Source organism: Bacteroidales bacterium (genome assembly GCA_014860575.1).
Lineage (GTDB): Bacteria > Bacteroidota > Bacteroidia > Bacteroidales > JAAYJT01 > JAAYJT01.
This window is the reverse complement of the sequence record JACZJK010000033.1, coordinates 64,115-78,164: the sequence shown is the minus strand read 5'-3', so window position 1 is coordinate 78,164 and position 14,050 is coordinate 64,115. Positions and strand designations below refer to the sequence as shown.

Annotated in this window: 14 protein-coding genes; 9 read left to right on the top strand and 5 right to left on the bottom strand. The window is 41.2% G+C overall.

Annotated features, from left to right (window positions below; translation table 11 throughout):
* Positions 1-57: 57 nt before the first annotated feature.
* A complete protein-coding gene (locus IH597_09210; GenBank protein ID MBE0662633.1) occupies positions 58-441 on the bottom strand; it encodes a transposase in 384 nt (127 codons plus the stop codon).
* 122 nt (positions 442-563) lie between these two features.
* On the opposite strand from IH597_09210, the gene trxA (IH597_09205) reads away from it, so the two are divergent.
* The 4 genes from trxA (IH597_09205) to IH597_09190 all read left to right on the top strand — a co-directional run bounded on the left by trxA (IH597_09205) (position 564) and on the right by IH597_09190 (position 3,024).
* Positions 564-1,058: a thioredoxin gene (gene trxA / locus IH597_09205; GenBank protein ID MBE0662632.1), complete on the top strand. Its 495-nt coding sequence runs from the start codon at positions 564-566 to the stop codon at positions 1,056-1,058.
* 27 nt (positions 1,059-1,085) lie between these two features.
* The gene (gene trxA, locus IH597_09200; protein MBE0662631.1) at positions 1,086-1,454 is read left to right on the top strand and encodes a thioredoxin; all 369 of its coding nucleotides are present in this window, start codon (positions 1,086-1,088) and stop codon (positions 1,452-1,454) included.
* Positions 1,455-1,550: 96 nt separating this feature from the next.
* On the top strand, positions 1,551-2,189 hold the full coding sequence (locus tag IH597_09195) for a WbqC family protein (GenBank protein ID MBE0662630.1): 639 nt from the start codon (positions 1,551-1,553) through the stop codon (positions 2,187-2,189).
* A 145-nt stretch (positions 2,190-2,334) separates the two neighbouring features.
* Positions 2,335-3,024 (top strand): ATP-binding cassette domain-containing protein, encoded by a 690-nt coding sequence (locus IH597_09190; GenBank protein ID MBE0662629.1) that lies wholly within the window; start codon positions 2,335-2,337, stop codon positions 3,022-3,024.
* On the opposite strand, the gene IH597_09185 is transcribed toward IH597_09190, so the two are convergent.
* Both IH597_09185 and IH597_09180 read right to left on the bottom strand, forming a co-directional pair.
* Complete coding sequence (locus IH597_09185; protein MBE0662628.1) at positions 2,998-4,128, bottom strand: glycosyltransferase family 1 protein; 1,131 nt, start codon at positions 4,126-4,128, stop codon at positions 2,998-3,000. The genes IH597_09190 and IH597_09185 overlap by 27 nt on opposite strands.
* On the bottom strand, positions 4,121-5,239 hold the full coding sequence (locus IH597_09180) for a glycosyltransferase (GenBank protein MBE0662627.1): 1,119 nt from the start codon (positions 5,237-5,239) through the stop codon (positions 4,121-4,123). Before IH597_09180 ends, IH597_09185 begins: the two co-directional genes overlap by 8 nt.
* A 110-nt stretch (positions 5,240-5,349) precedes the next feature.
* Here IH597_09180 and murB point away from each other — a divergent pair, with 110 nt between their 5' ends.
* The gene (gene murB / locus IH597_09175; GenBank protein MBE0662626.1) at positions 5,350-6,363 is read left to right on the top strand and encodes a UDP-N-acetylmuramate dehydrogenase; all 1,014 of its coding nucleotides are present in this window, start codon (positions 5,350-5,352) and stop codon (positions 6,361-6,363) included.
* A 197-nt stretch (positions 6,364-6,560) separates the two neighbouring features.
* On the opposite strand, the gene IH597_09170 is transcribed toward murB, so the two are convergent.
* A complete protein-coding gene (locus tag IH597_09170) occupies positions 6,561-7,682 on the bottom strand; it encodes a glycosyltransferase family 4 protein (GenBank protein MBE0662625.1) in 1,122 nt (373 codons plus the stop codon).
* 145 nt (positions 7,683-7,827) lie between these two features.
* Here IH597_09170 and IH597_09165 point away from each other — a divergent pair, with 145 nt between their 5' ends.
* From IH597_09165 to IH597_09150, 4 genes are all read left to right on the top strand, one after another.
* Positions 7,828-9,309: an oligosaccharide flippase family protein gene (locus IH597_09165; protein MBE0662624.1), complete on the top strand. Its 1,482-nt coding sequence runs from the start codon at positions 7,828-7,830 to the stop codon at positions 9,307-9,309.
* A 91-nt stretch (positions 9,310-9,400) separates the two neighbouring features.
* Positions 9,401-10,519 (top strand): hypothetical protein, encoded by a 1,119-nt coding sequence (locus tag IH597_09160; protein MBE0662623.1) that lies wholly within the window; start codon positions 9,401-9,403, stop codon positions 10,517-10,519.
* A gap of 4 nt (positions 10,520-10,523) precedes the next feature.
* Entirely contained in the window at positions 10,524-11,507 is a 984-nt protein-coding gene (locus IH597_09155; GenBank protein ID MBE0662622.1) for a hypothetical protein, read from the top strand.
* 35 nt (positions 11,508-11,542) lie between these two features.
* Entirely contained in the window at positions 11,543-13,048 is a 1,506-nt protein-coding gene (locus IH597_09150) for an O-antigen ligase family protein (GenBank protein MBE0662621.1), read from the top strand.
* A 43-nt stretch (positions 13,049-13,091) separates the two neighbouring features.
* Here the strand turns inward: IH597_09150 and IH597_09145 are convergent, their stop codons facing one another.
* Positions 13,092-14,033: a UDP-3-O-(3-hydroxymyristoyl)glucosamine N-acyltransferase gene (locus tag IH597_09145; GenBank protein MBE0662620.1), complete on the bottom strand. Its 942-nt coding sequence runs from the start codon at positions 14,031-14,033 to the stop codon at positions 13,092-13,094.
* Between the last annotated feature and the right edge of the window lie 17 nt (positions 14,034-14,050).

The window sequence follows — 14,050 nt, the reverse complement described above, 5'->3', positions numbered from 1 at the left end:
TAAATTGTTTCTGTAGTCGGGCAAAATATTGACACTCATTTTAGGATAAGGAAGCTTTCACGAATGATTAATACATTCAAGCACTTTCTTCTTTAACTTCCAACAAGTCATTTGCCGGGTTTGATAAATATCGGAAAGTTTGTAAGTGGAAATATCGGGCTGGCAGCAAATCTCGTAAGCCATCTGAAAAGCCATATTTAGTGGCATCCTGCAACCATGAAAGGGAGTATGGGCCGTGGCTGATTCGTCATGTTTGCAACGTGTGCACCTTCGGGAATAAAGTGTTTTGCCCTTACAATAATTATCATGTCCGCATTTTTTACACCTGAACTGTTCAGTCCATTTTGCCTGAGCAAGAAACGCAAGACATTCCTCCTCAGTAGCAAACTGTGTTGAATATACATTGGAAGAAACTTCTGAAAAAATGCTTTTAAGGTTCATGTTTACTTGGGTCGAACTTTAAACAAAAAAACTAATTGTGTGTTTATTTTGCAAAATTAGTGATATTAATGCGATTTAATTAAATAATTTTTCTAATTTTGCAGCGAATTAAAAATTACATCATGAAAAGCATATTTCTAACAACTGTACTTAGCATTGCACTTTTCACCACCAGTTGCGCCAGTCAGGGTAGTGAAGACAATCAATCCACGTCAAATGCTACTTCTTCTTCATCAAATGAAGGAAAAGCGATTAAGATCAACCAACAGGAATTTCTGGATCTTGTTTATAACTACCAGGCCAATCCCAACGATTGGGTATTTGAAGGCGATCTGCCTGCCATCATTGATTTTTATGCCGATTGGTGCGCACCTTGCCGTATTGTAGCACCTATTCTTGATGAACTGGCTAAAGAATATGAAGGCAAGATCAGGATTTATAAAATTGACACCGACAAAGAAAAAGACCTGGCACGTGTTTTCAACATCCGCAGCATACCGACCATGCTTTTTATTCCGGCCAAAGGGCAGCCGCAAATGAGCCAGGGAGCCTTGCCTAAAGAAACACTTAAGCAAGTGATAGATAATTTTATGCTTGCCCCAACAGAAGAAAAATAAAACATAACCCATTAACTCAATATTAAAATGGAACATTTAACAAAAACAACTTTTTTAGAAAAGGTATTCAATTTTGAAGAAAACAAAGAATGGAAATTTGAAGGTAAAATTCCTGCCCTCATTGATTTCTATGCCGATTGGTGCGCACCTTGCAAAATGATTGCCCCGATACTGGAAGAATTATCAAAAGAGTACGCCGGGAAGATCAATATTTACAAGATTGATACTGAAGCCGAGCAGGAACTGGCGGGTATTTTTGGCATCCGGAGCATTCCTTCATTATTGTTCTGCCCTGTTGGCGATCAGCCACAGATGGCAGCAGGAGCATTGCCAAAGGATTCATTGATACAGGCTATCAATGATATTTTGTTAAAACAAAAACCTGAAGCGAACTAAAGATTGATTTTTTCTTAGGATTCGGATTTTATGTGTTTGGGCGCGGCGAAGCCGCGCCCATGTTTTTTTATCTTTGTCGTCAAATCGTGATCCTGTATGTCGTCCACAGTTTTGCTTTCCACAGCTTACTTTCCTCCCATTTCATGGTTTGCAGCAATACTGAAAAACGATAAAGTAATTCTGGAAGCCTGTGAGACTTATTCCCGTCAAACTTACCGAAATCGTTGCCAAATCCTTGGACCAAACGGGTTGCAGTCACTCTCTGTACCAATAACAAAACCTTACGGAAACAGAACTCAAACTTCAGAAGTTCAAATTGTAACCCCATCAGCCTGGAACCGGCTTCATTGGCGGGCTATTGTAACAACTTACAATGCTTCTCCATTCTTTCTCTATTACCGCGACAAGATTGAACTTGTTCTTTTCGAACCACAAAACTCTTTATTTGCGCTCAATCTTTCGCTAATCGAACTCCTGCTTGAATTACTCGAGATTGAAAAACCAGTCAGCCTTTCCATCGACTTTGAGAAAGACCCGAAAGACCTGATTGACTTACGCAATTCAATTCATCCCAAGAAGGCATTTCTTTCCATGGATTTATTCCCACCATACACACAGGTTTTTAGCACTAAATTTCCTTTTATACCTGATCTCAGCATCATTGACTTGCTTTTCAATGAAGGCCCGGCCAGTAAAGACTATCTCCTCAATCTTTCACAAAAAATTACGCAATGATGCAATACTAATTATACTCTCTTTGCTTTGGCTTCTATTCAACATCACAGCATCACAGCATCAATGCATCACAGCTTCACAGCTTCACAACAACACTGCATCACAATTTTATTACCTAATTTTGCCTTTCAACTAATACAATCCCATGGCGCTCGACACGGTAATTGAACTTAACAATGTTTCTATTTTTCAGAAGAACATCCTTATACTTTCTCAGGTCACGCTTAATGTTGAGAAAGGTGAGTTTGTGTATCTCATTGGTAAAACCGGTACTGGTAAAAGCAGCCTGCTAAAGGTTCTGTATGCTGATTTACCTGTTGCCGAAGGCTATGTAAACGTTGCCGGATCCGAACTCGCCACGCTGAAACGTAAAGATATTCCCTTATTGAGAAGGAAGCTTGGCATTGTTTTCCAGGATTTCCAGTTGTTAACGGATCGCAGTATAAATGAGAACCTTTTATTTGTGATGAAGGCAACCGGTTGGAAAGACAAGCGGGAAATGGAAAAAAGACTGCAGGATGTGCTGAATAAAGTTGGCCTGGGAACCAAGGGATTCAAACTACCGCATCAACTTTCGGGTGGTGAGCAGCAGCGGGTGGCTATTGCAAGGTCGCTTATCAACGATCCCGAAATCATTCTAGCCGATGAGCCTACCGGCAACCTCGACCCTGAAACTTCAGAAGGCATCATGGATTTGCTGTTTGACATCAGTCGTTCAGGCAGGGCAGTGCTCATGGCAACCCATAATTATTCCCTCATCAGGAAATACCCGTCAAGAACCTTGAAATGTGAAAACGGAAGGGTGAGTTCACTCGCCGAAAATGTATTCAATTAATTTTTTGACGTTACTCTCATTTGAATAATTCCCGTTAAGTAATTTCCGGCGGTGCTGGAGTTCGTTCTGATCAAACTCTTTTTCAAATAAATTAAGTGTGCTTTCCCTTATGGTGTCGGCAGTTTCACGCACGGTGCAAAGTTCATCAAGACCGGTTCCATTTAAAATGGTTTTGTTCACAATCACATGGCGACCGTTGTAAAGTGTGTTTAGAAGCTTGAGTTTTAATCCGGTTCCCTGGAAAGTAACCAGCACATTTACCTGCGCATTTCGGATCAGATCAAACATTTCCTCATCCGATGGATTTGCGACCAAACTGATATTACCACCATTGCCAGCAATTTTCTTAAGTGTCTCGGGAGGATTTAATCCTGCAAGGATCAACGGTACCTGAGTTCCCGGAAATACTTCCTTGGCCAGAAACTCTGCAGCAATCGTGTTTTCCGGAACCGAAAGGTTTCCATGGTAGAGAGCATAGCCTCCCTTTCCTTCAAGAATATTGAAATCATCACTTGGGTGGAAACTGGGAAGATGGATTATTCTCTTATGTGGAAAATGCGTCTGCAGATATTTTGTGTCCGCCTTTGAAACAGTGAGCATCAACTGAGCATGCTCAAGAACTCTCTGATACATTTTCAGCTTGATGCTGGCAAGCAGGAAATATGCCTTTTTTAATACGTTGCGTTCAGCCTTGGCCAGGTTAAAGTAATAATGGTGTTCAATATTACTTTCCCGGTAAACTTTTATGCGATCCTTTAGTTTCGGATGATCAATGTAATAGCAGCTATGCAAGCCTTCAAATAAGATGGGATAATCGTCTTTTAATAGGTTCTTAAGTAATTCATCTGAACGCCGGCTCGAAACTATATAAGGTTTTAAACTGAAAGCTGCAAGAGGCCAGGTTAAGCGTTTGTAATAATGCACTTTATGACAAACCGAAGCAAGCTTGCCATTGCCTTCGCGGTCGTATTTGAAGCAATGCAGATGCACCTTTACACCTTGCTTATGCAAGGCCTTCAGCTTGTAGTAAACATCAATCACTCCGCCATAATTGGCAGGGTAGGGGATGTTAAAAGAGATAATATGCAGGTGCTTATCAGGCATATTTGCTGTATAGATCAGTAAGTACTTTTTTTTCGTTTTCCCACGTTAGTTCAGTAGCGGCAAGTTTCAGGTTTGCTTTCCACCTTTTTCTGTCCTCACTGTTTTCGAGCATCATCTTCATTTTGTCAGCAATATGATTCGGTTCGTGATTATCAATAAGACAACCTACATCATATTTTTCGATAATCTGCTTAATTTCTACGAGTGGAGTAGCAAGCACAGGAACGCCTGCGTGGATATAATCGAACAACTTGTTGGGCAGACTATAGCGGTAATTAATGTTGGTGTCTTTGTCCAATGTAAGCCCAATATCGGCTTTGGTTGTGTATTCAAAAAGCATTTCTGGTGCCTGGCGGGGAATAAATTTTACTTTTCGATCCAATCCCATTCTGTTCACTTTTAACTTAAGCTCAACCACAACATCCCCATCGCCAAGAATTACGAGCACAGAATTATCAATGTATTGCATGGCATCAATGGCTTCCTCTGCTCCGCGGTCAACGTTGATGCCGGCTCCTTGAAGCAAAATAATACGCTTTTCTGTTGGAAGCCCAAGCTCAGATTTAGTGGTTTGGGGTTGAGTTTTTACTGTGTCAGGAATATTCCTTACAACAAGAATGTCATTACCATATTCCTCGTGGTAAAGCTTTGCAATGCTCTCATTTACCGTGATAACATGCTGTAGCTTGGGAAAAATCCTGCGTTCAATTGCTTTCCAGATTTTGCGAACGCGTTTACGAACTGCCAGTTCAGGAACCCCGGTAAAATATTCATGTGTATCATAAACCAAAGGTGTTCCTTTAAACTTATGAACCAGGTAATTGGGAAGCAATGTATCGAGATCATTTGAAACAAGCAGGTCAGCTTTATGCATGAGCAATTTTAAAAGGAGGCGGATATTATATTCTGCGTAGAAGAAAGGGCCTTTCCTGAATATCAAATGCATCCGATGGGTTTTATAGGCCCTCTTGCCTATTGCAGGACTATTGTGATATTTCCGACCTAACAATTTTACTTCAAAACCCATTTCGTTCAATGTGTTGCAGACCCTGTCAACACGGCGGTCGCTTACTAAATCGTTGATGACTGAAACAATTACCTTTTTCTTCAACCCGGATGTTTTCAATAAGTGCAACCTAAAAAGTGCTCGCTTCGCATTACAACCACCGTATTAAAAAACCTAATACCTATCTTTGATGCGATTTAATTCTGAAAGGTTGCATAGTGGTACTCAATAACGTTTCAATAAAGCCATATAATACATTTGGTGTAGATGTAAAGGCAAAATATTTTGCTGTTGTTGATCATCCTGCTCAGATACAGGATTTGTTAAACAGCATTAAATTCAAACACTTGCCTGTATTTCTTCTTGGTGGTGGAAGTAATATTCTGTTTACAAAAGATTTTGATGGACTGGTTCTGAAAGTGAATATAAAAGGTATCAGTCATGATTTTGTGGGAGAAAATGAGGTGGTTGTAAATGCTGGCGCTGGTGAGGATTGGAGCAATCTTGTTGAGTATTGTGTGAACCATGGCTGGGGTGGACTCGAAAATTTATCCTTTATTCCAGGAACGGTTGGTGCGGCGCCTATTCAAAACATTGGCGCTTATGGTATTGAACTTAAAGATGTGTTCAGCTATCTGGAAGCCCTGGATTTGAAAAGTTTCGAGACTAGAAGGTTTACATTACCCGGTTGTAATTTTGGTTACCGCAACAGCATTTTTAAGTCTGATTTAAAAGACTGTTTTTTAATAACATCAGTCAGCTTGAAATTATCGGTAAAGCCCGAACCAAACCTTACCTATCCTGCCCTTTCGGGCGAACTGCAGGATACCGGTGAAAAGATAACGATCCGAAATATCGCCGATGCTGTAATCCGGATACGCCGCAGCAAACTTCCCGATCCTGAAATATTGGGAAATGCCGGGAGTTTTTTCAAAAATCCGGTTGTTGATCCTGCAAAATTTAATGCCCTTAAATCAGCAAACCCTGCCATACCTTCTTTTTTACAACCCGACGGTTCAGTTAAAATTCCTGCTGCATGGCTGATTGAGCAGGGTGGTTGGAAAGGAAAACGCTACGGCGATGCCGGTGTTCATGAAAAGCAGCCATTGGTTTTGGTCAATTATGGCCAGGCAAGCGGACTTCAATTACTTGAGCTTGCAGCAAGAATCAAAGATGATGTTTTTAACCGCTTCCAAATCATTCTCGACACCGAGGTAAATATTTTATAATTCTTTAATCTGGAATAGGCGTTTGGGGTTCGATACTAACCAATCCCGCATGTGCGGAATCGCATTTTTTGTGATGCAGTATGCAGTGATGCTGCTTAGGGCTTTTGCCGACTGCTCATTGCCAACTGCCAACTCTTCCCCAAAGGGCTTCTCTGCATCGGAGAAATATAGGGAATAAGACTCAAATCTGATTTTGATTACAAAACCTTTTCAATTGTTCCCCATAACCTATCAGCGGTTTGCTGCCATGAGAAATGCTGCCTGCGTAGCCTCCCCTTGCTAATAAGATCTTGGCGAAGTTCTTTGTTTGAAACTACATCATGCATAGCTTCTGCAATGGAATTGGGCGAAAACGGGTTGACAAGTAATGCTGCATCACCGGCTGCTTCGGGCATGGATGTAATATTTGATGTGATTACAGGGGTATCGCAATAAAACGCTTCTATAATGGGAATTCCAAATCCTTCAAAATAAGAAACATAGGTAAGCGCCAACGCAGAACCCAGCACTTTGTTGAGTTCTTCTGTATTTAGCCTTCCGGTAAAAACAACATCATTCTTGAAAACCATTTCGTTGTAAGCCTGCTCAATGGCTTTGGTCCACCACATCTTTGCGCCAACAATAAGCAGGTTGATGTTTTCAGTATTTTCTTTACGAAAAATATCAAAAGCCTTAAAAAGGTTCACAAGGTTTTTCCGCGGATGAAGCGCTCCAACGAAAACAAAATAGGGTTTGCAGGCAGAATACTTTTGTAATGTTTCCTGCTTCACAGATTCGCTGACCGGTTTATATAAAGGATTGGAACCATTGTAAACCACATCAATCTTGTCGGGGTTCACACCGTAGGTTTTTACTATGTCCTGCTTTGAGTATTCCGATACGGTTGCAATCCGCTCAGCTTTTTTTGCGAATTTCGGGAAGTATCGCCTGTAGTAGAAACGCTCCACAGTCGGAACATCCATGGGGTAATGTTCGAAACTCAGATCGTGGAAGACATTTACAGATTTTACTTTGGTTCGCAGTGATAGGTAACCATCAGGAGAAAAAAACAAATCGGGCTGAATTTTTCGCAATACAGTTGGAATACTGTGTTCGAACCAGACATAATATAATAATGGATGGCGAGCCTGTGGTGGAACTGAAATTGGAGTAATGTTATCGGAGAAGATAAAATCGTTACTCCATTTGCGATCGAAAATGAAAAAGAACTCATGCTCAGGATGTTGTGTGCATATCCTTTTCAGGCTTTCGTATGAAAACCAACCAATGCCTTCAAGTTTATCTTTTAATAAAAGGCGTGTATTAACTGCAATTCTCAAATTCCCAGTGGTTTGACGGTCGTATGATGGATTTCCGGCCCTGAAATAAAATAACGGACTTATTCAATACATTTGCACAAAAATACAGAATTTGAGTTCACGCAAGCCTGTTGCCATTAATTGAGCATATTCATATCATGCTGCTATGCAGAAAAAGTTCCTGACGAATCTCAGCCTCTTGCTCTTTCTGAACCTACTGGTGAAGCCATTTTATATCATTGGCGTTGACCGTGGAGTGCAAAACGCAGTGGGCGCCGAAGAATATGGCTTCTATTTTACAATCCTGAACTTTTCTATTATTTTCAATATCCTTCTCGATTTTGGGATTACAAATTTCAACAACCGGAATATTGCCCAGCATCAGCAGTTATTAAATAAACACTTTTCGAGTATAGTGATATTGAAACTGTTACTATCGGTTTTATACTTCATTGTGATCTTCAGTGCCGGCCTTATAATGAAATACGACAGCCGTCAGCTAATGTTGCTTACAATACTTGGCTGCAACCAGTTTCTGCTGTCATTTATCCTTTATCTGCGATCCAATATTTCGGGTTTGCTGATGTTCCGGACTGACAGTTTGCTTTCAGTAATGGATCGCGTTCTAATGATTCTCTTTTGTGGCATCCTTTTGTGGGGCAATGTTACTGAAGTCCCCTTTAGAATCGAATGGTTTGTTTACACCCAATCTGCCGCATATCTATTGACTATTGTTGTGGCTGCAACGATTGTATCTATCAAGGCTAAGTTCAGGAAGTTGCATTGGAACCGCTTGTTTTTTATCATGATTATCAAGAAAAGTTTTCCGTTTGCATTGTTGGTGCTGCTCATGGCCTTCTACAACCGGATTGACTCAGTAATGATTGAGCGGCTGCTGCGCGACACCATCGGAAATGAACAAGTGGGTATTTATGCCCAGGCTTACCGTTTGCTCGATGCTACCAATCAGATCGGATATTTGTTCGCGGTACTTTTGTTGCCGCTTTATGCTCATATGATCAGGCAGCGCCAATCGGTTCATGAATTGGCAAAACTCGCTTACACATTGTTGTTTGTGGCAGCTATAATGGTAGCATTAAGCGCTTTATTTTATGGTGAACCCATCATGCGCCTGCTTTACCCGCCGCATGATCTTGAAGTGATGGTTGACTATGAAGCCCGCATGAAACAATCGGCACAGGTATTTTCGCTCCTGATGTGTGGCTTTCTGCCAATCAGTACAACCTATGTTTTTGGAACCTTGCTCACAGCCAATGGCAACCTGAAACAGTTAAACATTGTTGCAGCCGGTGGCATGATTTTAAATATTGTATTGAATCTCATCCTTGTTCCGAAATTCTTTGCTACCGGATCGGCTATCACCAGCCTTGCCACCCAAAGCATTACGGCGCTTCTGCAGGTTCTGATAGTGCAGCACATTTTCCATTTCCGGATTGACTACCGCTATTTGCTTCAGCTACTTGTTTTTGCAGTTGGGGCAATAGCACTTGGAAGGTTGTCGCTCAACCTTGAATTGCACTGGATATATTCATTTGCAGTCATGATAGCAGCTTTAGTGGCATTTTCTGTTTCACTTCGGTTAATGAACATTAAAGCTTTTGTCAGGATATTCAGAGGATTAGATTAAGCCGGGATGTTTACACGATCTCTCTTCACCATTTGTTTCGCACGTTAATTAATTTTATAATTTTGGCCTTTCATTTTTTAATCTGACATCTATGGCAGATTCCATTGCAGGAAGCGACAAGTTTGACTCTGGAAGCATTTTATTCTTTATCTATAAATGGAGAAAACCATTGGGTTTTATTGCCTTGGCTGCTGTTGTTCTTTCGTTTGTTTTCTCTTCTCCATTGTTCATTACTCCCAAATTCAAGTCCGCAGTAATACTGTACCCATCTGCTTCGATTAGCATTTCAAGGGCATTGCTGACTGAACGTAGTGGGCAGCGCTATGACATCCTTGATTTCGGCCAGGATTCCCAGACCGAACACATGCTGCAAATCCTGAACTCAAGTAAAATCAGGAACAAGGTTGTCGATCGTTTCAACCTGCTTAACCATTATGATATCCTACCTTCGTATCGCTACAGCAATACGCGGCTTCAGCGGGAATATGAGAGCAATATTTCTTTCAGGCGCACAGAATATATGGCAGTAAAAATTTCAGTTCTCGACAGAGATCCCCAAATGGCTGCCGATATTGCAAATTATATAGCTGTGCTGGTTGACTCGGTTCGCAATAGCATGCAAAAAGCCGTGGCCATTCCAGGGTTCGAGATTGTAGAACAGCAATATAGTCTCCTGCAGAATGAAATCAGGGTGAAAGAAGACTCTCTCACTAAACTCCGCGATTTGGGTGTTCATGAATATGAATCACAATCAGAAATGCTTAACCAGCAGCTTGCAATAGAAATAGCAAGGAATAATCAAGTTGCGATCCGTGCACTGGAGCAGCGGCTGGATATACTTTCAAAATATGGAGGAGCCTATGTTTCGCTGCGGGATCAATTGGTTCACGACAACAGGCAACTTAGCATACTCAGAACCAGGTATGAAGAAGCAAAAGTAGACGCGGAGCAGCAATTGCCATTCAAATTTGTGGTGGAAGAAGCAGTAAAAGCTGAGCGCAAAAGCTACCCGATACGATGGCTGATCATGGTGCTTTCAACCATCGGGGCTTTGCTTGCCGGGGTAATCGCCATTTTGTTGGTCGAAAATTTCAGGGAAATGGCAGCCTACGCTTCCAGTCAAAAAAAAAATCTTCCCGAAACGTTCTCTATTCCAATGGAAAGTGAACAGGAAAATTTCAAAAAATTCAGTCAAATTAAAAAGAGCTAAGACGATGGATAATTATTTCAGTAATATGAACCTTCTGAGAATTTTCCTGAAATGGAAATGGCACTTGCTGGTCATTATTGCTATTGCAGCCGGTGCTGCCGCATTGATATCCAGTCCGGTTTTTATAAAGGAGAAGTTTCGGTCTTCTGCGGTATTGTATCCATCAAACATTGCACCCTACTCTGATGAAAGCGAAACAGAACAAATGTTGCAGTGGCTAAACTCAAGGGATATCATGGATAGTATGTTTGTACACTATGATCTTCCTGCACATTATGGCATCAGTCGTGACCACAAGCATTTCCATTCTGTAATGCAGTATATGTACAACAAGAATGTAAGGATCAGTAAAACCCAATTTGAATCAGTAAATATTGATGTAATGGATACCGATCCGGTTCGCGCCAAGGATATGGTTAATTCCATTATTGATTTTTACAACCAGAAGATCAGGGAAATACATCGCGATAAATACAGAGAAGTAGTTGCCAGCTACAAAAAAATGCTTGAATTAAAACAAATGGAAATAGATTCAGCCCTGCAGCAACATTATATATTGCGAACCCAGTATGAAATCATTGATTATAACAATCAAACGCAGGAAGTTGCCCGTGGACATCTTAGAACCGTAGATGGCAGCAATGTCCAGCATATTGATACGAAAGCGGTCGCAAAACTCAAATCCAACCTCGAAGAAAAAGGTGGCGATTTTATCTTCTACAACACAATGGTTTACACTCTCATGGACCAATTGGGCAAGATTAAAAGTAACTACGAGGATGCGCTTTTACATTATACAAAGGAGTTCACATACACCAACGTCGTGAGCAAGCCGGTAGTTGCTGATAAAAAAATATACCCAATCCGCTGGTTAATTGTGCTTTACACCGTTGTTGCTGTTGCTTTTTTTAGCATTGTGGTAATTGCCATCATTGAGAACAGCAGGAGCATCGAAGAGCGAATAAGCGAAGGAAATGATACGGCATGACATGGCATCGGCTTGATGCGTAAAACTGAAAATTCATGTTGGGCGATATCAATGTAAAATCCATTATCAATGAAATCGGTGAAAACCGCCTTTCGGAAAAAACCAAGCAAATACTGGTTTACTTTCTGAGCGCATTATTTATTGCTATTAATTCATACTTGATTCACAAAGAATTTTACTGGGGAATTTTCATTCCGCTTTTCATAGTTGTCCTGTTCTTCTTCCTGTTTGCATACGATAAGGTTATCCTACTCATCATCTTGCTGACCCCTTTATCAGTTTACTTCCTTGATCCTGAACTTAATGTTGGTATTTCATTGCCTGCCGAACCACTGATGTTTGGTGTGCTTCTGCTTTTTTTGCTGAAAGTTTTATTTGATTACAAATACGACAGGACAGTTCTGAGGCATCCCGTAACAATTTTTATAATTCTTAACCTCATCTGGATGCTGGTAACTACCATCACCAGTCAGATACACCTAATATCAATCAAGTACTTTATTTCAAGGCTTTGGTTTGTAGTCCCAATGTTTTTTGCCGGCATTATGCTTTTCAAGGATTACAGGAACATTAAAAAACTTTTCTGGTATTATGCCATTTCTTTGCTGGTGGTTATTGCATATACTACTATCAGGCACTACTTGAACGGCTTTGAAGAAAAAACCGGCACATGGGTCATGAAACCATTCTACAATGACCACACTGCCTACGGCGCTGTGATGTCAATGTTTATTCCGGTATTTATTGGTTTGGCTCTGATTCGTAATCAAAAACCATGGATGCGAACTGCAGCATTCATTGTGGCTTCAGCAATGCTCATGGCTCTCATCCTGTCGTTCAGCCGTGCTGCATGGCTGAGTGTTGCTTTTGCTTTTGGAGCTTTCCTTATTACGATTTTCAGAATTAAATTTCGTTGGTTGTTGATAGCTGCAATTTCTCTAACTGCAGTCTTTTATTCCTTCAGGTTCGAAATCATTGATTACCTCTCGAAAAACAAGCAAGACAGCTCGGCAAACTTTGTTGAGCATGTGCAATCCATTGCCAATATTTCGTCTGATGCAAGTAACCTGGAGCGCATAAACCGGTGGCAATCGGCAATCAGGATGTTTGAGGTAAAACCGATACTTGGTTTCGGACCCGGCACTTACCAGTTTCTGTATGCACCTTATCAGTTATCGAAAGAGAAAACCATCATCAGTACAAACTTTGGGGATGTTGGCAATGCACATAGCGAGTACATAGGACCAATGGCAGAATCAGGGATTCTGGGAATGCTTACATTTGTGGCTATTGCTATTGCCTTGCTGTTTACTGGATTCAGGGTATATAAGCAGTCAAAGATCAGGGAGGTGAGAATTATAAGCCTTTCGGTTACGATTGGGTTGGTAAGTTACCTGATGCATGGCTTTCTTAATAACTTTCTCGATACTGAAAAACTCTCCATTCCATTTTGGGGATTTGCCGCAGTGCTGGTGGCGCTGGATCTATATCACAAAGAAAAGCCAAAAGCTGAAGAAAAATCTGAGGTCGAAGTCCTATAAGTCAGGATCGAAGTTCAAAGATCAACCAATCATTTTCAACTGTTTATTCACGCTCTTTTTCAAGCCTTGCGATAATTTCAGGCAATTGCTTCAATGCAACAAGTTCTCTCCACTTTTTGCGGGCTTCGATGGCGGGAACGCCAAAATACACTTTGTTGCCTTCGATGGATTTATCAACTGCTGACGTTGCTAATACTACAGCGCCTTTACCTATTACTATGTCTTTCTGAATAGCCACCTGGCCCCAAAGAATAACATCGTCCTCAACGACCGTAACACCGGCCACCACAACTGCCGATGCAAAAAGACAGTTCTTTCCGATCACGGTGTCATGCCCGATCTGGATATGGTTGTCGAACTTAGTTCCTTTCCCGATTCGCGTATCGCCCGAAACGCCTTTGTCAATGGTGCAACAGGCTCCGATTTCAACATTGTCTTCGATGATAACCCTGCCGCAGGATTCAAATTTTGAGTAACCGTGTGGCTTACGCTGAAAATAGAAAGCATCGGCGCCGATCACAGTTCCGGAATGTATGATAACATTATTGCCCAGGATGGAATGATCATAAATGCTGACATTGGCATGGATCAGACAGTTACTGCCTATTTTAACATGATTGCCAATAAACGCACCGGGCTGGATGATGGTGCCTTCACCAATGCTGGCTGATAGACTGATCATTTGATTGGCCGGTTCAAACGGGCGATATTTTTTTACAAGCCTTACATAATCAGTGAACGGATCGTCGGAAAAAATCAGTGCTTTACCTTCGGGCCTTTCAACAGTTTTGTTGATGATGATGGTTGTTGCTTTCGATTCCAGCGCTTTCTTGTAGTATTTGGGATGGTCAACAAAGGTGAGATCGCCTTGTTCAACCATGTGAATTTCATTGAGGCCGCTAATGATAAATCCAGGATCGCCATCAAACTTTACATGCAGAAGTGCAGCAACCTCCGCGAGTGTTGTAGGATTTTCTAATCGCATAAAATGAAGTTGTTGAA